Consider the following 20407-nt stretch of genomic DNA (forward strand, 5'->3'; position numbering starts at 1 on the left):
ACCCGTGTCGGGACGTCTGATGGCCGGGGTCGCGCGAGTCGGGCCCTGGGTGGGCTCGCGCAGCCGCGTGGTTGGGCGATCCCAGGGTCGGGCGATCCTGTGTCGGGCGATCCTGTGGTCGGGGTCGTGGCGGGCGGGTGTGTTTGGGTGAGTTAGGTGGTGCCGGTGCGTAGCCAGGCGTCGCCGAGGAGGGCGTTGCATACGGCGGTGGCGTGGTCCTCGCCGAGGAGGCGGGTGCAGGCGGCTTCGAGGCATCGGGCGAAGTAGCGGACCTCCGCTGCGGCGACCTCTGCGGCCTGGGCCAGTTCGCGTCTGGGGAGCCAGCCCAGTTCAGGGCCGGGGTCGCCTTCGGTTGGTCCGGTCAGGAGCAGGGTGTCTCCGTCTGCGGCGGCGTGCACCCAGGGGTGTCCGACCCACACCATGCACGGCGAGGTGTCGGTGTGGCAGGCGGCGTTGCCCCAGTTCATGACATCGGTCAGGTCGCTGCAGCAGCCTGGGGACACGATCGTGCCGTCTTCCCCTAGTAGCAGGTATCCGCCTGGCAGGGGGCTGATGCGATCGATGGCGGCGTCGGCGTCGTGAGCGAGGTGTCGTCGCACATCGGACAGCTCATCAGTGGCGCAGTCCGGTGGTGAGGGAAGTGCGACTTCTCGTGGGTTGCCGACGTTGCCGGCGCTACCAGGGGGTCGAAGTGACGTGTCGGTGTCGGACTCGGACTCGGACTCGGACTCGGACTCGGACTCGGACTCGGCGAAGTCTCGCCGCAGGGCGGCCCGGAGCAGGGTCATCAGTGGGCCTTCGGCGAAGAAGTCCGACAGGCGGATCAAGGATTCGGGGCGGTGGCCTGGGATAGGAGCCGGAAAGCCGGCCGCGATCACCTTGGCGGTCCAGTACGCGTTGCGGAGATCTTCGTCGGTAGCCGGGCTGTCCCGGAGCAGAGGCTCCCCCGTCGAAGGCGAAGCGTCCTGGGACAGGTGGTCCGAGGGTAGGGCATCCTCGCTCAGGTGAACCGAGGACGCACTGTCCTCGGAGTGGTCCGGGGGCGGGACGTACTCCCCGAAACTCGAGCGGGCGGCGTGTGCGAGTGGGGCGTGCCCGGCCGAATCCGACGAGGCCGTGGGCGCGGGTGAGGCGTGGTCGGCCGAATCCAGAAGGACCGTAGGCGCGGGTGGGGCTTGGGGAGGGAGGTGGTCGAGGAGGCCGGAGAGGGTGTCCACTACGGGGACCAGGCGCAGGCCGGTGAGGAGTGGCGGAGTGGGGGCCGGGTGCTGGTGACGGGATGGGGCGGTGGTGTGGAGGGCGTGTTCGTACTGGCGGCGGGAGAAGACGAACGGGCCGAGGCGACCGGTCAGGTCCCAGTCGCGGTGGTTGTTGCGGAAGCCCGACCAGCGCACCACCACGCCGTCGATCTCGATCCTGGCCAGCAGGGCCCAGCAGTCCGCGATGCCGCACGGGCACCCGAGCAGCATGGTCTCGTCGTCCTCCTGGTTGCAGGCCGTCTGCTCCCGCTCGCCCAGGTAGTGGCGGCTCGGCCAGCCGAAGCGGTCGCGGGGGAAGCCCTGGTAGTCGCCGGCCAGCAGTGGGGCCGGTTCGGGGGCGAAGTCCGCCTGGCGTTCGAGTTGCTCCTCGCGGGCGAAGGGGAGTTCGGCTTCTCGGACCAGGTCGAGCAGGGGTACGTCGTCGATGACGATCTCCATGAGGGCGCCGGGCCCCTGCCGGGGATCGGTCCGGAACTCGATCTGGTGCGGCTTGTTCACGAAGTGTTCCTCCCGCTGGGAACCGTTCCCCATCGGACAGAGAAAGAGCCGGGCGCTGGTTGCGCCCGGCTCTCTCATGAGCGATCTGTGCGGGAGATCCTACGCCGGCGGCAGGATCTCCTCGATCAGATCTGGCGGCTCAGGGCCTTGCGGAGGCGGTCGTTCGCCCGCTTGACCTCGCGCCGCGCCCGCTGCACGCGGCTGACGCGCAAGATGAGGCGCTGTTCGGCCGCTTCGCGGTGGAGGGTTTGTATTCGGTCGTTTACCAGGTCATGAATAAGATCCGGCACGGTGAGGCTCCTCGACGGTCGTGCGTTCATCGGTTCAGTTCGCTTTCTGTGTGTCGTGCGTTGGTGCGTGGTGGTCAGGCAGCGACCGGGTGCTTGCGGGGACGCCCGCGCGGACGCTTGCGGGGAACGATGGTTCCCCTGAGGACCAGTTCGCCGCCCCAGACGCCCCAAGGCTCCTCGCGCTCGAGCGCGCGGGCCAGGCAGGCCTCCTGGATCGGGCAGCCGCCGCAGAGTGCCTTGGCGAACTCGACGTCCTCCGGCGACTCGGCGAACCACAGGTCAGGGTCGGTACGACAGGGGATTTTGGCTTCGTCGATCAGGTCCATGATCGTCTTCGCCCCCATCTGCTTTCTCCTTTGATCGATCTTTTTGATCTTGTTCGGGCACCTCGTGGGTGGTCGGGGATCACGGACAAACAAGAAGGCCGCGGATCCTGTCTGCGGATCCGCGGCCTGGAGGCTTTTGCTGCCGGTCAGGTTATGACCGGAGCATCCCTCCAGGGATGCGGACCGCGCAGTCCACCCTTGGTGAGCTGGTTGGCCGGCAGTTCGATACGTGCGCTGTAGACAGGAGCACCTTGCTCGGCGGCGACACCGGCATAGGCGTGCGCGTAAAAGGCGGCGGCCTGGCTACGGGCAGACTTCTCCTGCCGCGGCTTGGCGGGGCCATCGGCCAGACTCACCGAGTCACGGCATGCGAAGGCGAGCCACGGCGTGACTGGCATCTTGATGCTGATCACAGTGACCCACCTCCACTCTCGGGATCGTCGGAACAGGACTGTCCGACTCGCTTGACCATGACCCTAAACCGGGAAGCCGGGAAGGGGCAACATATTTTCTACCTGCGATTTCGTGTCACTTCGCGAGGCGAATCATGGCCTCTTGAACCACGGAGACCACGAGCTCACCCGACGCGGTGAACATCTCGCCCCGCGCCAGCCCCCGGGCCCCCGCGGACCACGGCGACTCCTGAGCATAGAGCAGCCAGTCGTCGGCCCTGAAGGGGTGGTGGAACCACATCGCGTGGTCCAGCGAGGCGCCGACGATGTCGGAGGCGCCCCACGCCATGCCGTGCGCCAGCAGGATCGTGTCGACCAAGGTGAAGTCGGAGGCGTACGCGGCCAGCACCACGTGCAGGAGCGGGTCGTCGGGCAGCTCGGCGTGGTAGCGGAACCACACGTTGGTACGGGAGCTGCGCAGCTCCGGGTTCTGGTACGCCTCCCAGGTGAGCGGCGAGGCGTGACGGGAGTCGACCGGCCTGGGCCGCGAGAGCCAGTCGCGCAGCTCCGGGTGGTCGCCGACGAGCTCGTACATCTTGTCCTGGAACGTCGGCAGCGTCTCGGGGTCGGGCACCTGGGGCATCACCGACGCCTGGTGGGCCACGCCCTCCTCGACGATGTGGAACGACGCGGACATCGTGAAGATCGCCTTGCCGTGCTGGACGGCCACGATGCGGCGGGTGGTGAACGAGCGTCCGTCGCGCAGGCGGTCGACGTTGTAGACGATCGGGACGGACGGGTCGCCCGGCCGGATGAAGTAGGCGTGCAGGGAGTGGACGTGGCGGTCCTTGGGCACCGTACGGCCGGCCGCCACCAGGGCCTGCGCCGCCACCTGGCCGCCGAAGACGCGCTGGATGCGCTCTTCCGGGCTCCTGCCGCGGAAGATGTCGAGCTCGATCTGCTCAAGGTCGAGCAGGTCGAGCAGCTCCTTGAGCGCCTCGTTCACGTGTCGGTCCCCTCGTGCTCTTCTCCGGTCCTGGCATATGTGCCGCAGGACGCGGCCAAATCCGAAACGCCGGACGAAGCCAGTCTGACGTGTCTTACGACCGTCAAGTCTGACGTGTCGTACGAAAGCACTCGAACGCGACCCGTCCCGACCTCATCATGGCCGGTCTCGATGTCGGGGGCGTTACGCGTGGCAGAGCGACAGGACGGCTTCGCCGTAACGGTCGATCTTGACCTTGCCGACCCCGGGGATCGCCCGCAGCTCCTGTTCTGTGGCCGGCGCGCGTTCGGCGATGGCCTGCAGCGTCACGTCGGTGAAGATGACGTAAGGGGGCACCTTCGCCTCCTTGGCCATGGTGGTGCGCCACGCCTTGAGCCGTTCGAGCAGCGCCTCGTCGTAGTCGGCGGGGCAGGTCGAGCAGCGGCCCAGCTTCTGCTCGGTGGCGGCCACCAGCGTCTTCGCGCACACCCTGCAGCTGACCGGCGCGGCCACCTGGCGGCGTTCGCGCGGGGCCTGCGCGGCGCGCGGCGGGGTCGCGGCGCGGCCCGTGAGGCCGTCGAGGAAGCGGGACGGGCGGCGGCTCTTGCGCCCGCCGGGCGCGCGGGCCAGCGCCCACGAGATCGACAGGTGCTCCCTGGCGCGGGTGACGCCCACGTAGAGGAGACGGCGTTCTTCCTCGATCTGCTCAGGGGATTCGGCGTAGATGATGGGCAGCATGCCGTCGGTGACGCCGACGAGGAAGACGGCGTCCCACTCCAGGCCCTTGGCGGCGTGGAGCGAGGCCAGGGTGACGCCCTCGACGGGCGGCGCGTGCTGCTCGGAGGCGCGGCGTTCGAGCTCGGCCACGAACGCGGGCAGGTCGGCCCCCTCGGCGGCCAGGTCTTCCGCCAGGTCGGCCAGGGCCTTGAGCGACTCCCACTTCTCCCTGGCTTTGCCGCCGCCGGGAGGCGAGGGGGTCAGGCCGACGCCGGCCAGGATGTGGTGGACCTCCAAGGCCAGCGGCTCGCCCGACACGGAGCGGGCGGCGCCGCGCAGCAGCACGACCGCCTGACGCACCTCGGGGCGTTCGAAGAAGCGCTCGGCGCCGCGCAGCACGTAGGGGATGCCGGCCTTGGACAGGGCCTCCTCGTAAGCCTCGGACTGGGAGTTGACCCGGAAGAGCACCGCGATCTCGCGCGAGGGCACGCCCTTGTCGAGCAGCTTCCTGATCGCGCGGGCCACGCCGGCCGCCTCGGCCGGCTCGTCGTCGTAGTCGGAGAACGCCGGCCGCGGCCCGTCGGGGCGCTGGGCCACCAGCTCCAGGCGGTGCGGGGACTTGCCCTTGGCGATGACCAGGTTGGCCAGGTCGACCACCTGGGGGGTCGAGCGGTAGTCGCGCACGAGCTTGATGACGGCCGCGTCGGGATGTTCGACCGCGAACCCGGTCAGGTAGCGCGGGCTGGCGCCGGTGAAGGAGTAGATGGTCTGGTTGGGGTCGCCGACCACGCAGACGTCGTCGCGCCCACCGAGCCAGGTGTCGAGCAGGAGCTTCTGCAGCGGGTTGACGTCTTGGTACTCGTCGACCACGAAGTAGCGGTATTGCTGGCGGATCTGCGCCGCCACCTCCCGGTGCTCGGTCATCACCGCCGCGGTCAGTTCGAGGATCGTCTCGAAGTCGAGCAGGTGGCGCTCGCGCCTGATCTGCTCGTACGCCTCGTAAAGCCGGGCCAGCTCCTCGACCGGGATCGGCGGCGTGCGGTGGTGCTTGGCCGCGGCCGCCACGTAGTCCTCGGGGCCGACCTGGGTGACCTTGGCCCACTCGACCTCGGCGGCGATGTCGCGCAGCTCGGAGCGTTCGGGGGTCCTGCGCTGCTGGCGGCACGCCTCGGCCAGGACGGGCAGCTTCGACTCGATGATCGAGGGCGCGTCGCCGCCGATCACGCGCGGCCAGAAGTAGGTGAGCTGGCGCAGCGCCGCGGCGTGGAAGGTGCGGGCCTGGACGCCGGGCGCGCCGAGCGCGCGCAGCCGCTGGCGCAGCTCGCCCGCCGCGCGAGTGGTGAACGTCACAGCCAGCACGCTCTGCGCGTCGACGACGCCGCTGCGGACCGCGTACGCGATGCGGTGGGTGATCGCTCTGGTCTTGCCGGTCCCCGCTCCTGCCAGCACACACACCGGTCCGCGCACGGCCTCGGCGACCGCGCGCTGCTCGGGATCGAGTCCGATCAGTACGTCGTCCGCGTTGTTCACCCGTACATCCTCCCAGCCGCTGGCGGTGCGGCACCTTATTCTGGCAACATGCGGGCCGACGTATGTTCTTAGTCTGCCGGATGCGAAGAACTGGTCTCTTCCCCCACAATGGGGCCGACCATCTGCATGGGGGAAAGGAAGGCCGTGCGAACTGCGGTTTCCGTGAGCGCTGTCGCGCTCGCAGCCGTTGTGCTCACACCCGTCGCCGCGACCGCGAGCAACGCGAGCGCGATCAAGGAGCCCACACCCGCCCCGACGGCGAGCAGCTCCATCATCGACGACGGGTTCGACGGGCTGGCGGCAGAGACCGTGAAGTACGGATCTCACCACCGCCAGAGCATGGACGTGTGGTGGACGACCGACGGCGAGAACCGGCCCGGGATCTTCCTCATCCACGGCGGCTGGTGGTCCAGCGGCGACAAGAAGTACATGCGGGAGATCACCCGCAGCTACGCCGAGCTGGGCTACACCGTCTTCAACCTCAACTACCGCCTGTCCGGTGACGCGGCCTGGCCCGCGCAGCGCACGGACGCGCTGGCCGCCATCGCGGTGGCGCGCAAGCACGCGGCCAGGTGGTCGTTCGATCCGCGTAACTACGTGCTGGTCGGCTTCTCCGCGGGCGGGCACATCGCGGCGGCGGTGGGGACGTACGGCAACGGCGTCAGCGGGCTCAAGGGCGTGGTCGGGCTGTCGCCGATCATCTCGCCGCTGCGGGCCTACGCCGACGGCGACAAGAGCCCCGACCCCGACAAGCGCAGGCTGCGCACCGCCGCCATCAAGGTGGCCGGCGGCTGCGCGCCCAAGGGCAAGTGCTCGCGGATCTGGGCCAGCATGGAGGTGGCCTGGCACGCCAGCCCCAAGGACGCGCCGATGCTGACCGTGCACTCCAAGGACGAGTTCGTGCCGCCGGTGCAGAGCCAGTTGCTGCAGAAGATGCTCGGCCAGGTGGGGGTGCCGGTGAACGTGGTCACGGTGCCGGGGATCAACCACAGCTCGCCGCTCTACCGGGAGCCCGGCGTGGCCGAGCGGGTGCAGGCGTGGATCGCCGAACGCATCGGGTAAGAACCGGGATTAACCAGGCGCACGGCGTTGTTGCACGGATCGCCTGATTTCCTGACCTTGGAGGGATTCCCCGAGATGGCGCTCACGGTCTACAGCACCACGTGGTGCGGCCCCTGCAAGCGGCTCAAGTCTCAGCTCGCCCGCGAGGGGATCAGTTTCGATGAGATCGACATCGAGCGCGACCCCGCGGCCGCGGAGTTCGTGATGAGCGTCAACAACGGCAACCAGGTGGTGCCGACCGTGGTGATCGAGACGCCGAAGGGCCGGGTCGTCCGCACGAACCCCTCGGCGCGCGAGGTCAAGGCGCTGCTCGAAGCAGCCTGACCGGACTCACCAGTCGCCGACGAGCTCGCCGCCGTACCAGGTCTCGATCAGGCGGCGGGCTATCGACACGGGAGGCGGCAGGCGCAGCTCACCCGACTCCAGGGCCGCGGTGAGCTCCTGCCGCGAATACCAGCGCGCCTCCGCGATCTCGTCCCTGTCGGGCACGAGCGTGGTGGTGACGGCCTCGGCGAAGAAGCCGAGCATGAGGCTGCGCGGGAACGGCCAGGGCTGGCTGCCGAGGTAGCGCGGGTTGGCCACGGCGATGCCGACCTCCTCGGCCACCTCGCGGACGACGGCCGCCTCCAGCGACTCCCCCGGCTCCACGAACCCCGCCAGGATGGACAGCCGCCCCTCCGGCCACTGCGGCCCGCGGGCGAGCAGGCAGCGGTCGTCGGCGTCGCGGATCAGCATGATGACGGCCGGATCGACGCGCGGGAAGTGCTGGCTCGCGTCCTTCGGGCAGACCCGGATGTGGCCGCCCGCCGAGACCTCGGTGCGTGCGCCGCAGCGCGGGCAGAACTCGTGCGTCGAGTGCCACGCCTCCAGCGCCACGGCGTAGACCAGCAGGCCCGCGTCGCGGTCGCCGAGCAGGCCGCCGGCCTGGCGCAGCCCGGCCGGCACCGGCTCGCCCTCGGGGGTGTCGCGCAGGCTCATCGGCACGGTCAGGCGGCCGTTGACGTCGCCCTTGGACACGCCGGGCAGCGGCGCGGCGACCGCGAAGTAGGCGACCCCGTCTTCGACGCCGAGCAGGTAACGCTGCCCAGGGGGCGCGTCCTGCGCCGTGAACAGCACGGCCTGGACGTCGTCTCCCGATCGCCGCACCAGGGTATGGCCGTTGTCGATCACCAGCACCCTCGTCGCGGGGTCGGACCACGCGCGCTCCAGCCACCGCTCGTCGGCCCGCAGCGCCGAGGATCGGTCGATGGTCCCCCGCGCGAGAAGCAGTGGCCCGATGAGTTGCTCTTCCGCGGTCTCCACTGGCCGCCCCCTCCTGAGTCCCATGTCATCCTATGACCTCGCCGTTAACCCGCGATTGCGGTATCCGGGCACCGGGGTGATCTCTCTGGGGCTAAGATCGACGAGTTAGGTTAGCCTTACCTGATTCCTCGGGGGTGCCTTGCCGTTGCGGCTCTACCTGACCGCGCTCAAACCGACCGACTCCGTGACGGACGGCTTCCTGCCCGCGGCGCGGGCGCTCGGTTGCGAGGTGATCATCCTGACCGATCGCCCGGAGCGGCATCCGCACGCGGTGGCGTGTGACGTACGGGACCCGCGAGCCCTGATCGACACCGTCGAGCAGCTCGGCCGGCCGGACGCGATCTTCTCCAACTCCGACCACCTGCAGACGGAGACCGCGCTCGCGGCATCCTACTTCGGGCTGCCCGGCAAGGACTGGCGGGCGTGCGCGACGGCCAAGAACAAGTTCCTGACCCGGCGCAGGCTGGCCGAGGCCGGGATCGAGCGGGTGTTCTGCCTGCGGCTCGGGCCCGGCGATCCCGTGCCCGCCGACGTGCCGTACCCCGTGGTGCTCAAGCCCCGCGAAGGGGTGGCCAGCGAGGACGTCATGCTGGTCGAGCGGGACCTGGCGCGGGCCGTCGCCGAGGTCAGGCGGCGGCGTCCCGGCGAGGCGCTGGTCGTGGAGGAGTACCTGGAAGGGCCGCTGCGGACGCTGGAGACCCTGGGGGACGAGAGCGGGCTGCGGGTGCTCGGCGGGTTCGAGACGAGCCTGGGGGCGCTGCCGTACTTCGTCGAGGAGCGGCTGGACTGGGCTCCCGAACCGGACGCGCACGTGCTCGCCGCGCTGCGGGCGCTCGGCGTGGGGTTCGGCGCCTGCCACACCGAGTATGTGCTCACCGCGGACGGGCCCAGGATCGTCGAGGTCAACTACCGCGTGATCGGCGACCACTGCGACTTTCTGCTGGCGGACGTGCTCGGGGTGCCCTTGTTCGAGTGGATCCTGCGGGTGCACCTCGGGGAGCGCGTCCCCTCCTTCACCAGAGGGAGCTCTTTTGGAAGTGCCGTCAGCCTCGTCGCGGACCGCGAGGGGGTCGTCAAGAAGGCGCCGGGGCACGAGAGTGTGACCGCCGGCGACGTACGGCTCTGGCACCGGCCGCTGCGCGAGGTGGGCGACGTCGTCACCCTGACCAGGACGAACCGCGACTATCTGGGCGTCGTCCGCGGCGTCGGCCCCTCCCGCGAGCTGGTGGACGCGGCCATCGAGGACTACCGGGCCACCCGGCCGTGGGTGGTCGAATGAGCTCCAGGGAGGCCTACCTGGCCGCCCGCGTGCTGAACGCCCTGCTGCGCGAGGACTACGGCCGGCTGGCCGCCCGCATCACCAGGACCAGGGACGGCGTCGGGCTGACGCTGGCCGACGGGCGGTGGGCGCGGCTGACGCCCGGGGTGCTGTTCCAGGACTTCGTGCTCGCGCCGCAGGAGCGGCTGGGGCTCGAACAGGTGCTGGAGACGCTGGCGGAGGTCGCCGACCCGGCGGACGCGGAAGGGGTGGCCGCCTTCTTCGAGGAGTGCCTGGCGGCCCTGGCCGCGCTGGAGCTGCACGACGGGGTCGCGGCCTCCGTGCTGAGCTCCGGGCCCTCGTACGAGACGCTGGCCGCGTTCGTGGACCATCCGGTCTATCCGACCTCGCGCGCGCGAGTGGGGATAGCCCCTGCCGAGCTGCCGGCGTACGCGCCGGAGTTCGGGCCCTCGTTCGAGCTGCGGTGGGCGGCGGTCCCGCGCCGGGCGCTCGCCCCGGGCTCCGCCGGAAGCTTGCCCGCCGACGCCGTGCCGGACGGGGAGTGGGAGGTCGGCGCCGGCGAGGTGCTCTTCCCCGTGCATCCGCTGTCCGTCGCGGAGGTGCGCAAGATCGACGGCGTACGGGTGCTGGACCGGGCGGCCGTCACCGTACGGCCCACGCTGTCCATGCGCACGGTCGAGCTGAGCCCGCGCCTGCACCTCAAGCTGCCCCTGCCCATCAGCACCCTCGGCGTGCGGAACCGGCGCTCGATCAAGCCGGGCACGCTGGCCGACGGCGCCAGGGCCGAGACGCTGCTGCGCCGGCTGGCCGATCCCGACGTCGTGTTGGCCGACGAGCAGACCTGGGCGCACGCCGGCCACGAATACCTGGCCTGGATGGTCAGGCGGCTGCCCGAGGGCACGATCGTGCCGGTCGCCGCGCTGAACGCCCCCGGGGTGCTCGCCGAGCTGGGCGACGTGCTGCCCGGCTACCTGCGGCTGCTGCTGCGCTGGAACGTGCGGCTCTTCGTCCGGTACGGCGTCGCGCTCGAAGCCCACCAGCAGAACCTGGCCCTGCTCTTCCAGGGTGAGCGCATGCGCCTGCTGGTCAAGGACAACGACGGCCTGCTCGCCTCGCCGTCGCGGCTGCGGGCGGCCGGGGTCGAGATGCCCGATTTCGCCGACGAACGCCTGCTGAACGACGACCCCCACGCCCTCGCGGACGTCTTCGTCACCATCACGCTGCACCTGGCCGCCGCCGCCGTGACGTTCGGCGCCCTGCCGCACGCCCGCGCGGCCGCCCTGGTCAGGGAGACGCTGGCCGAGGCACTGGACGAGTACGGCGACGACCCCATGGCCAAGATCCTGCGCGGCCGGACGCTCGACGCGGTCAGGCTCACCGGCAAGTCCATGATCACCGCTGGGACCCTCGTGTCGAAGGAGCGCTCAGGCGCCCGTGACGTCAACAAGTTCTACGGCACCAGCGGGCCCAACTATCTGAGGAGAGCTTGAATGCTGCGAGGACTGGCCGTCGACGCCGTCGAAGCCGCCGAGGCCGTCGAAGCGCCCTCCGGCCTGACCGACGCGCCCCTCGACCTGGCCGGCGCACCCTCCGACGCGCTTTCCGACGCGCTTTCCTGCCGGGCCGAGGCGGGCCGGGCCGACTCGCCTTCCCGCCTCGCCGAGGAGGCGACGCTGGCGGCGCTGCTGCGGTGCTGCGTGCGAGAGGTGGCCGGGCCGCGCGGCCTGGTGTGGCCGACGCCGCCGTACCTGCTGCTGCGGGTGGCGGGGACGCTGCTGCGGGCCCGCACCTCCGGCGGCGCGGCGCTGCGCTTCGAGGGCCGGCCCGAGCGGCTGGAGTCCGGCGCGTGGCGGCCTCTGACGAGCGACGAACTGGTCCACCTCGTTGAAACCGGGCTGCGCGGGCACGCCGTCGAGGGAGGCGTCGCGGCGCGCGGGCACAATGGCGAGTTCGCCGGGCAGGTGGCGGCCAGCAGGCGTGCCGTGGCCGCGATCCTGGAAACCAGGGCGAAGGCGGAGCCGCCCGCCGATCCGTGGCTCGCCTCGGAGCAGGCGCTGGTGTACGGGCACCCGTTCCACCCCAGCCCCAAGGCACGAGGCGGCGGCGACTGGCTGCGGTACGCGCCCGAGACCCACGCCGAGTTCCCCCTCAGGCTGCTCGGCGTCCGGGAGGACGTCCTGGACGAAGGCGGCGACCCCGCCGCGCTGGACACGATGGGCCGGGCTCCCGACGGCTACCGCGTGCTGCCGGCGCACCCGTGGCAGCTCGACCTGCTGCGACCTGCCTTCGGACCGGAACTGATCGACCTGGGCCCTGGCCCGGTGGTGACCCCGACCTCGTCCGTACGCACGGTGTACGCCCCGGAAGCGGAGGTCTGCCTGAAGTTCTCCCTGGACGTCCGGATCACCAACTGCGTACGGAAGAACGCCTGGTACGAGCTGGCCGGCGCGGTCGAGCTGACCCGGCGCCTGGCGCCCCTCTTCGACCTGACGGCCGCCAGGCATCCGGGCACCCGCTGGCTGCCCGAACCCGGCTACCGCTCGGCCGGCCTCGGCGTCCGGCTGCGCGAAGGGCTCGGCGTGATCGTCCGGCGTGGCCCCTGGGCGGTCTGCTCCCCCGGCGTGACCCCGGCCCTGGCCGCCGCCCTCGCCGTGGCCGCCCCGGTGACGGATCCGCTCGCGTGGTGGCGGGCGTACGTGACGGTGGTGGCGCCGCCGGTGCTGGAGCTGTACTTCACGCACGGCGTAGTGCTGGAGCCCCACCTGCAGAACGTCCTGGTCGGGCTGGACTCCTCCGGCACCCCCGTGCAGGCCGTCTTCCGCGACCTGGAGGGCACCAAGCTCGTCGCGGGCCGGCACGACCTGTCGGGGCTGGCCCCCGAGGTGGCCGGCGCGCTGACCTACGACGCCGGGCGCGGCTGGGCGCGCGTGGTCTACTGCCTGCTCGTGAACCACCTCACCGAGATCGCCGCCACGGTCGCCGGGACCGACGACGAGCTGCTGCGCGAGCTGTGGCGGATCGCCCGCGACGTGCTCGCCCGCCAGGCGGACGAGCTGGGCCGGCCGCTGCCGCTGTCCGACCTGCTGGCGGGGGCGCCGCTGCCCGCCAAGGCGAACCTGGGCGTGCGCTGGGCCAGGGCGGCCGACCGCGCCGCCGGTTACGTCCCGATCGCGAACCCGCTCGCATGATCGGCCCGCGCGTCCAGGAAGCCGCCGCACGCCTTCCCGAGGTCCCCGCCTACCTCTATGACCTGCCCGCGCTGGACGAGCACGTCGCGTCCGTACGGCGGGCGCTGGGCCCCACGGAGCTGTACTACGCCGTCAAGGCCAACCCCGACCCCGAGCTGCTGCGGGTCCTGGCCGGGCACGTGGACGGGTTCGAGGTGTCGTCGGCGGGCGAGCACGCGCACGTCACCGACCTGCTGCCGGGGGTGCCGGTGGCGCTGGGCGGGCCCGGCAAGACCGACGCCGAGCTGCGGCTGCCCCACCACCGGCTGCACGTGGAGTCGCCGAACGAGCTGCGCCGCCTGCTCGCCGCGGGCGTCGAGGCCGACGTGCTGCTCCGGCTGAACCCCGACCTGCCGGTCGAGGGGGCGGCGCTGACGATGAGCGGGCCGTTCGGGATGGACGAGGACGGGGTGGCGGAGTGCCTGCCGCTGTTCGGCGACCGGGTACGCCTGCGCGGCCTGCACACGCACCTGGCCAGCGGGCTGGAGGCTGATCGGCTGCTCGGGCTGGCGCGGGCGCTGTTGGACAATCCGTACGAGGAGGTCAACCTGGGCGGCGGGATGGCGGTGTCGTACGAGAGCCCCGAGACCAGGTTCGGCTGGGAGACGTACGGGGCCGGGCTGGCGGAGCTGGGGCGGGGCAGGCGGCTGCGGATCGAGCCGGGCCGGGCGCTGACCGTCTACTGCGGCTACTACGTGACGAAGGTCGTGGACGTGAAGCGGGTGCGCGGCCGGGCGTACGCGGTGCTGCTGGGCGGCACCCACCACCTGCGCACGCCGGCCACCAAGGGCCACGACCAGCCCTTCACGGTGCTGCCCACAGGCCGTGCCGAAGGGCGGGTCGCGGGGCCGGTCACGCTCGTCGGCCAGCTCTGCACCCCGAAAGACGTCTTCGCGGCGAATGCCGAGACGTCACTCGCCGTCGGGGACACCGTGGTCTTCGAGATGGCCGGGGCCTACGCCTGGAACATCTCCCACCACGACTTCCTCATGCACCCGAAGCCCGCTTTCCATCATCTACGAGCTTGACCCGCTCGATCAGCGCCACCAGCCCGTCGGCGTCGAGCAGGTCGACCGGCCGCACGGTGCGGTTGGCGCGCACGTAGTGGAAGGCCGCCCCCACCTCCTCCAGCGGCACCTCCGCCAGGTGTGCCCAGGCCAGCCGGTAGGCCGCCAGCTGCACGGTGGCGGCCTTGGCCGCCTTGCCCCGCGGCGGCTGCCCGGTCTTCCAGTCGACGACCTCGTAACCGCCGCCCGGCCGCTCGAAGACGGCGTCCATCCGCCCGCGCACCAGCCGGTCGGCGATCATCGTCTCGAACGGCACCTCAAGGTCGATCGGCCGCCGGTCGGCCCACTCGCTCTCCTCGAACCGCTCCTGCAGCTCCGCCAGCCGCACATCGGCCTCTTCGAGCTCCTCGTCGTAGAGCTCCAGGTCGTCGATGAGCCGCTGCTGCTCCCACCGCGTCTCCAGCCACTTGTGGAACGAGGTGCCGCGCCGGGCCAGCGGCGCCGGCTTGACCGGGACGGGCCGGCGGATCCTGCGGGCCAGCTCGCGCGGATCGGCCGCCAGCGTCACCAGTGACGACACGGTCAGCTTGGCCGGCAGCTCGACCGTGGTCGCGGGCCGGCGCCGGTGCAGCTCCCGTTCACGCAGCAGCAGGTCGGTGTCGCGGTCCCAGGCACGCAGCCGCTCCTCCTCGTACGTCTTGAGCGGCTCGTCGTCATCGTCGTCGCCCAGCGTGCCGGCCAGGGCGTCCTCGACCAGGCGGGCGCCGTCGAGCACAGACTCGTAGCGCAGCCCCTCGGGCGTGACCGGCCAGACGGCCTCGGCGGGCTCGGCCAGCAGCGGGTTGGTGGCGCCGTCGGCCAGGTCGTCGGCCCAGGCCGAGACCCGGTCGGCGGTGTCGCGGATCTCCAGCAGGAAGTCGGAGGGCGCGAGCGGCTTGGTCGCGGTGCCCCAGCGGTAGCCGGAGGCGATCAGGTGGTAGTGAGCGCGGGTCACGGCGACGTAGGCGAGCCTGCGCTCCTCCATCAGGTCGCGCTCGCGGCAGTGCTCGTCGAACGCCGCCAGCTCCTCCTTGCTCAGCCCGCTCAGCCGGGGCAGGTCGGCGGCGTCGCCGCGCAGGCCGTAGGGGAGCTTGCGCGGGTTCTCCGTCCAGCGGCTGTTCATGACCGGGGTGGCGGGGAACATGCTGCCGGTCGCGATCGTCCCCTTCGAGCTGACCAGCTGCGACAGACCGGGCACCACCACGATCGGCCACTCCAGGCCCTTCGAGGCGTGCACGGTCATCAGCTTGACGCTGTTGCTCTCGCCGACCCGGCCCGCCTCCAGCCCGAACTCCTCGCTCTCCGCAGCCTGCAAATAAGCCAGGAAGGCGCCCAGCGTCGGGTCCTCGGAGTCGCCGGCGAACCTGGAGGCCGCGTCGAGGAACGCGTCGAGGTCGGCCCGCGCCGCGAACGCCCCCACCACGCCGCTGCGCGCGGCCACCTCGATGTCGAGACCCAGCCTGCGCTCGACCTCCATGATCAGGTCGGGCAGCGGCTGCGCGGTGTGCGCACGCAACTGGCGCAGCTCATGGGCGAGCGCCACCAGCCTGGTGCGGGCCAGCGGCGAGAACGACTCCAGCCACGCCTCCCTGTCGGGCAGCTCGTCGAGCGCGTCGACCAGGCTGCCGCGCTCTTCTGCCAGGTCGGCCACCACCTGGTCGAGCGGATCGCTCTCGCGGTGGCTGTCGCTCAGCTCGCGGGCCAGCTCTCTGGCGTGCTCGCCCAGCACCCGCAGGTCGGCGGGGCCGATCCGCCAGCGGGGCCCGGCCAGCAGCCGGGCCAGCGCGTCGCCGGCCGTGGGGTCGTAGAGGACGCGCAACGTGGCGACGATGTCGTTGACCTCGGGCACGGTCAGCAGGCCGCCCAGGCCCACCACCTCGACCGGGATGTCGCGATCTTCGAGCGCCCTGCGCAGCGCGGGGAACTGCGAGCGCTTCCTGGCCAGGATCGCGACGTCCTGCGGCTGGACGGCAAGCGTCTTCTTGCGCTCCTTCTCCCCCCACGGCAGCCCGTCGGGCGCGACCTCCTGGCCGAGGATCTTGGCGATGCCGTCGGCGATCCACCTGGCCTCGTCTTCGGCCGTCTCGTGGAAGGCGCAGGTGACGCGGCCCCGGTCGACCCGGTTGGGGCCCGGGATCAGGACCGGCACCTCCCTGGCCTCCATCCGCAGCGGGAGCTGGACCCGGGCGGCGACGTCGAGGACCCGGTCGCCGTTGCGGAAGCTGACGCTGAGCTGGCGGACCGGGGCCCGGTCGCCGGAGGCGGTGCGGAAGTCCTGCGGGAAGCGGCGCAGGTTGCCGGCCGAGGCGCCGCGCCAGCCGTAGATGGACTGGCACGGGTCTCCGACGGCGGTGACCGGATGGCCGCCGCCGAAGAGCGAGCGCAGCAGGACGAGCTGGGCGTGGCTGGTGTCCTGGTATTCGTCGAGCAGGACCACGGAGTAGCGCGAGCGCTCGATCTCGCCGACCTCCTTGTGACCGGACGCGATCCTGGCGGCCAGCGACATCTGGTCGCCGTAGTCGATGACCTCACGCCCGCGCTTGAGCCGCTCGTACGCCTGCACCAGCGGCAGCAGCTGCTCCCTGGCCGCCTGGACGCTGACCGGCTTGCGCTGCGCGATCGTGGTGCGGCCGGGGAGCAGGTCGAGCCGCTCGCGCAGCCACTCCCCCACCCGGCGCACGTCGGCGGGCGAGCGCAGGTGCTCCGACAGCTCGCCGGCCAGCTCGAGCAGGGCGGCCGTGACCGACGGCGGGCCCAGCTCGATCTTGTCCATCGGGCCGTCGTACATCGCCACCACCCGCGAGGCGAGCTGCCACGACACGGCCGGCGTGACCAGCCGCATCGTCGGCTCCAGCCCCTCGCGCAGCGCGTGGTCGGTGACCAGGCGGGCGGCGTAGGCGTGGTAGGTGGACACGGTCGGCTCGGTGTCGAGCGAGCCCGGCTCGACCAGGCCGGCCTCCGCCAGGCCGTTGAGCCGCTCTCTGACCCGGGTGGCCAGCTCGGCCGCGGCCTTGCGGGTGAACGTCAGGCCCAGCACGTTTTCCGGTTTGACCAGGCCGTTGGCGACCAGCCAGACCACGCGCCCTGCCATGGTCTCGCTCTTGCCCGAGCCGGCGCCGGCCATGACGACCATCGGCTCCAGCGGGGCCTCGATGACCTCCGCCTGCTCGGGCGTGGGGGGAAGAACGCCGAGCTTGCCGGCGAGTTCGGCCGGGGTCAGCACACCTGGCCCCCGTTGTCGTTGACCGGGCAGCTGGCCCTGGCCGCGCAGGTGCGGCAGCCGTCGTTGACCTTCGCCTGGAAGAACGGCCCCGACATGCCGATCGCCACCGTGTCGACCAGGTCTTTGGCCCAGCCCGGGTCCTTGTCGTCGGCCAGCGCCCCCTGTTTCTGCTCCAGGGCGTCGTTCTTACCCGCCGCCTTGCCGAGCTGGAGCAGCGCCGCCCCGCCGGGCTCGGTCATGCCGTGCCTGGCGAACGCGCCCAGCAGCGCGGCCAGCTGGTAGACGCCGAGCTGCGGGTGCCGGTCGAGGTCGCCCGCCTTGGGCTTGGCGCCGCCCGTCTTGAGGTCGATGATCACCGCCCGGTTCTCCGAGTCGCGCTCGACACGGTCGACGCGGCCCTTGATCTGCACGCCCTCCGACACCATCGCCGTGAACGCCTCCTCCAGGGCCACCAGCTCGCGCGGATTCTCCTTGTGCCAGCGCAGGAACTTGCCGATCATCTGCTCGGCCACCTGACGCTGCTTGCGGTTGTACCAGACGCCGCCGAAGTCGAGCTCGTTCCAGATCTGGTCGAGACGGTCGCCCAGCAGGTCTTCGCTGGGCAGGTCGGTGGCCGCCAGCACGGCCAGGGCGTGGATGATGTTGCCCAGGCCCTGCGCGGTGCTCGTGCCGGCCGCCCCCACCGCCGTCTCCAGGAGCCAGCGCAGGCCGCACTTGGTGAAGCTCTCGACCGCCGACGGTGAGATGTTCACGATGTCGCCGGGCCAGCTCAGCGGGCGGTCGTCGGAGATGGGGGTCAGGGCGTACCAGTCGTTGGGGTGGGCGCCCTGGACCCCGGCGGCGGCCAGGCGGGCCAGTTGCCGCGCCGCCCGCCGGCGCACCCTGGCCGGTTTGGTGGGGTCGGTCACCGCGCTGCGCAGGTCGGCCACCAGCGCGGACATGGTGAGCCAGCGGGCCCGGTCGTCGACCGTGGCCGACTCGACCGCGCCCGGCATCAGCTCCGACAGGAACCTGGACGGCCGCTCGTCGGTGTCTTCCCCGCCCACGGCGGTGACCACGAGCCTGCGCCTGGCCCTGGTGGCGGCCACGTAGAACAGCCTGCGCTCCTCGGCCAGCAGCTTGGAGGCCAGCGAGGCGGCGTTGGGCTTGGCGCCCTCGACCACCTCCACCAGGTCTTCGACGCCCAGCATCGAGCCGCGCAGGCGCAGGTCGGGCCAGACGCCCTCCTGCACGCCCGCCACCACCACGACGTCCCACTCCAGTCCCTTGGAGCGGTGGGCGGTCAGCACGCGCACGGCGTCGCCGTCGGGGGCGCGGTCGGCCAGCGTGTCGCCGGGGATCTCCTGGGCGGCCAGGTCGTCGATGAACACCTCGGGGCCGGCCATGGGCATGCGGTCGACGAACTTGGCCGCGTGGTCGAACAGCGCCACGACGGCGTCGAGGTCGCGATCGGCCTGGGCGCCCCTGGCGCCGCCCGACAGGCTCAGCTCGCCCCACCGCCCGGCCAGGCCGCTGCCGTCCCAGACGGCCCACAGGAGGTCTTCGGCGGTGCCCTGCTGCCTGGCGGCCTCGCGGGCGGTGGCCAGCAGCTTGGCCACCCGCTCGGCCGGCAGCGCCACGTGGGGCTCGATCCGGGTCAGCTCGCGCACGTCCTTGATGGCGGCCACGAGCAACTCACCCGAGGAACGCGCCCCAGCCCGCGACGGCACCTCAGCCTCGTCGTCGCCGTTCGCCTCGCCGTCGGCGTCGGGCTCGGCGTCGCCCGTGTCGCCCGCCTGTACGGCCTCGTTCTCGGCGATCTTGAGGGCGCGGCGCAGGCGGCGTACGCCGATCATGTCGGTGCCGCCGAGCGGGCCCGTCAGCAGTTCCTCGGCCACCCCCTCGTCGAGCTCGGCCGGATCCAGCGCCACCCGGAGCATCGTGAGCAACGGCCGCACGCCGGGCTCCTGCGCGATCGGCACCTCGTCGCCGGCGATCATCGTCGGCACCCCGGCGTTGACCAGCGCCCGCCGCAGCAGCGGCACCTGCCGGCGGGCCGAGCGGACCAGCACCGCCATCCGGTGCCACGGCACCCCGTCGATCAGGTGGGCGCGGCGCAGCGCGTCGGCCACGATCGCGGCCTCCTGGCTGACGCTGTCGGCCAGCAGCACCCGCACGTCGCCCATGTCGGCGTCGGGCAGCGGCACCAGGTCGCGGTGGCCGTGGCGCTGGTCGTGCTCGGGCGCGGGCGCGACCGGCAGCCTGGCCGCCACCCGGCGCGATGCCTCCAGCAGGTCGGCCCCGCTCCTGCGGCACACCCGCAGCGCCAGCACCGGTGCCTCGCGCCCGTCGCGGGTCTTGAACCGCTCGGGGAACTTGAGTATGCCCTGCACGTCGGCGCCTCTGAACCCGTAGATCGACTGGTCGGGATCGCCCACCGCGACCAGGTCGCGGCCGTCGCCGGCGAGGTGGGCCAGCAGCAGCTCCTGAGCCGGGTCGGTGTCCTGGTATTCGTCGACGAACACCACGTCGTGCGCGGCCCGTTCGCGCTCGCGCACCTCCGGGTCGGCCAGTAGCGCGGAGGCCGCCCCGACCAGCTCGGCGTAGTCGTAGGTCTCCTCGGGGGCCAGGTCGAAGCGGTCCTGGTAGCGCTCGGCGAAGCGCCCGGCCGCCGCCCAGTCGGCGCGCCCGTGCAGCCGGCCGAGCGCCACCAGCCGCTCGGCGTCCAGGCCGCGCTCGTTGGCCCTGGACAGGAAGTCGCGCAGCTCCTCGGCGAAGCCGCGCGTCTTGAGCGCCTCGCGCAGCGAGGCGGGCCAGTCGGGCGCGCCCCGCTCCAGCTCGCCGTGGAGCAGCCGGCGGATCTCCAGCAGCTGCTCGGGGCCGGTGAGCAGGCGCGGCGGCGCCTTGCCCGCCAGCACGCACTCACGGCGCAGCAGCGCGTAGGCGTAGGAGTGGAAGGTCAGGGCCAGCGGGGAGCGGGTGGTGCGGCGCAGGCGGCCGGTGACGCGCCGGCGCAGCTCCTCCGCGGCCTTGCGGCTGAAGGTGAGGATGAGCACGCGCTCGGGGTCGACGCCGCGCCGCTCGATCCGCTCGACCACGCTCTCGACGATCGTGGTGGTCTTGCCGGTGCCTGGACCTGCGAGAACGAGGAGCGGGCCGCCCTGGTGGGCCACCACGGCACGCTGGTGCTCATCCAGCACAGGAGGCGCAGCGGGCCCCCCGCCCCCTCGTCGCACCAACCGCCAGGTCTGAGCACTCACAGCACTAGATTCCACCAGACCACAGGGGTAGA

The 20407-nt window shown here is 71.9% G+C and carries 15 protein-coding genes; 6 read left to right on the plus strand and 9 right to left on the minus strand.

Going from position 1 to position 20407, the window contains the following annotated elements; translation table 11 throughout:
• Positions 1 to 152: 152 nt before the first annotated feature.
• From AB0C27_RS37880 to AB0C27_RS37905, 6 genes are all read right to left on the minus strand, one after another.
• The gene (locus AB0C27_RS37880) at positions 153 to 1757 is read right to left on the minus strand and encodes a hypothetical protein (RefSeq protein ID WP_357854584.1); all 1605 of its coding nucleotides are present in this window, start codon (positions 1755 to 1757) and stop codon (positions 153 to 155) included.
• Between the two features lie 125 nt (positions 1758 to 1882).
• A complete protein-coding gene (locus AB0C27_RS37885) occupies positions 1883 to 2047 on the minus strand; it encodes a hypothetical protein (RefSeq protein WP_346111393.1) in 165 nt (54 codons plus the stop codon).
• A gap of 74 nt (positions 2048 to 2121) precedes the next feature.
• Complete coding sequence (locus AB0C27_RS37890) at positions 2122 to 2391, minus strand: WhiB family transcriptional regulator (RefSeq protein ID WP_106240958.1); 270 nt, start codon at positions 2389 to 2391, stop codon at positions 2122 to 2124.
• Positions 2392 to 2519: 128 nt separating this feature from the next.
• Positions 2520 to 2786 (minus strand): hypothetical protein, encoded by a 267-nt coding sequence (locus AB0C27_RS37895; protein ID WP_357854588.1) that lies wholly within the window; start codon positions 2784 to 2786, stop codon positions 2520 to 2522.
• 115 nt (positions 2787 to 2901) lie between these two features.
• Positions 2902 to 3771, minus strand: coding sequence for an acyl-CoA thioesterase II (locus AB0C27_RS37900; protein ID WP_357854591.1), 870 nt, complete (start codon positions 3769 to 3771; stop codon positions 2902 to 2904).
• A 183-nt stretch (positions 3772 to 3954) separates the two neighbouring features.
• The gene (locus AB0C27_RS37905; RefSeq protein ID WP_357854594.1) at positions 3955 to 5997 is read right to left on the minus strand and encodes an ATP-dependent DNA helicase UvrD2; all 2043 of its coding nucleotides are present in this window, start codon (positions 5995 to 5997) and stop codon (positions 3955 to 3957) included.
• Positions 5998 to 6186: 189 nt separating this feature from the next.
• Between AB0C27_RS37905 and AB0C27_RS37910 the strand changes: the two genes are divergently transcribed.
• Positions 6187 to 7059: an alpha/beta hydrolase gene (locus AB0C27_RS37910; RefSeq protein ID WP_357854596.1), complete on the plus strand. Its 873-nt coding sequence runs from the start codon at positions 6187 to 6189 to the stop codon at positions 7057 to 7059.
• Between the two features lie 75 nt (positions 7060 to 7134).
• Positions 7135 to 7383 carry a mycoredoxin gene (locus AB0C27_RS37915; RefSeq protein WP_106240949.1) on the plus strand — a complete coding sequence of 83 codons (249 nt, stop codon included), beginning with the start codon at positions 7135 to 7137 and terminating at the stop codon, positions 7381 to 7383.
• Between the two features lie 6 nt (positions 7384 to 7389).
• Here the strand turns inward: AB0C27_RS37915 and nudC are convergent, their stop codons facing one another.
• On the minus strand, positions 7390 to 8361 hold the full coding sequence (nudC, locus tag AB0C27_RS37920) for an NAD(+) diphosphatase (RefSeq protein ID WP_357854599.1): 972 nt from the start codon (positions 8359 to 8361) through the stop codon (positions 7390 to 7392).
• A gap of 145 nt (positions 8362 to 8506) precedes the next feature.
• On the opposite strand from nudC, the gene AB0C27_RS37925 reads away from it, so the two are divergent.
• Genes AB0C27_RS37925 through AB0C27_RS37940 form a run of 4 tightly spaced genes read left to right on the plus strand, consistent with a single transcriptional unit; the run spans position 8507 to position 13895 of the window.
• Entirely contained in the window at positions 8507 to 9640 is a 1134-nt protein-coding gene (locus AB0C27_RS37925; RefSeq protein WP_357854602.1) for a siderophore biosynthesis protein, read from the plus strand.
• Positions 9637 to 11130: an IucA/IucC family protein gene (locus tag AB0C27_RS37930; RefSeq protein WP_357854605.1), complete on the plus strand. Its 1494-nt coding sequence runs from the start codon at positions 9637 to 9639 to the stop codon at positions 11128 to 11130. Before AB0C27_RS37925 ends, AB0C27_RS37930 begins: the two co-directional genes overlap by 4 nt.
• Entirely contained in the window at positions 11131 to 12828 is a 1698-nt protein-coding gene (locus AB0C27_RS37935) for an IucA/IucC family protein (RefSeq protein ID WP_357854608.1), read from the plus strand.
• Complete coding sequence (locus AB0C27_RS37940) at positions 12825 to 13895, plus strand: type III PLP-dependent enzyme (RefSeq protein ID WP_357854611.1); 1071 nt, start codon at positions 12825 to 12827, stop codon at positions 13893 to 13895. Before AB0C27_RS37935 ends, AB0C27_RS37940 begins: the two co-directional genes overlap by 4 nt.
• Here AB0C27_RS37940 and AB0C27_RS37945 read toward each other — a convergent pair.
• Both AB0C27_RS37945 and AB0C27_RS37950 read right to left on the minus strand, forming a co-directional pair.
• Positions 13855 to 17136: an ATP-dependent DNA helicase gene (locus AB0C27_RS37945; RefSeq protein ID WP_357854614.1), complete on the minus strand. Its 3282-nt coding sequence runs from the start codon at positions 17134 to 17136 to the stop codon at positions 13855 to 13857. The genes AB0C27_RS37940 and AB0C27_RS37945 overlap by 41 nt on opposite strands.
• Positions 17130 to 20315: an ATP-dependent DNA helicase gene (locus tag AB0C27_RS37950; protein WP_357854617.1), complete on the minus strand. Its 3186-nt coding sequence runs from the start codon at positions 20313 to 20315 to the stop codon at positions 17130 to 17132. Before AB0C27_RS37950 ends, AB0C27_RS37945 begins: the two co-directional genes overlap by 7 nt.
• Positions 20316 to 20407 lie beyond the last annotated feature (92 nt).

This window comes from Nonomuraea sp. NPDC048882, assembly GCF_040649755.1.
Lineage (GTDB): Bacteria > Actinomycetota > Actinomycetes > Streptosporangiales > Streptosporangiaceae > Nonomuraea > Nonomuraea maheshkhaliensis.

What these genes read in the sequence shown, in the direction of transcription:
- AB0C27_RS37915 (WP_106240949.1), top strand. Translation starts at nt 7,135, where the DNA reads ATGGCGCTCACGGTCTACAGCACCACGTGGTGCGGCCCCTGCAAGCGG.
- AB0C27_RS37890 (WP_106240958.1), bottom strand. Translation starts at nt 2,391, where the DNA reads ATGGGGGCGAAGACGATCATGGACCTGATCGACGAAGCCAAAATCCCC.
- AB0C27_RS37935 (WP_357854608.1), top strand. Translation starts at nt 11,131, where the DNA reads ATGCTGCGAGGACTGGCCGTCGACGCCGTCGAAGCCGCCGAGGCCGTC.
- AB0C27_RS37940 (WP_357854611.1), top strand. Translation starts at nt 12,825, where the DNA reads ATGATCGGCCCGCGCGTCCAGGAAGCCGCCGCACGCCTTCCCGAGGTC.
- AB0C27_RS37930 (WP_357854605.1), top strand. Translation starts at nt 9,637, where the DNA reads ATGAGCTCCAGGGAGGCCTACCTGGCCGCCCGCGTGCTGAACGCCCTG.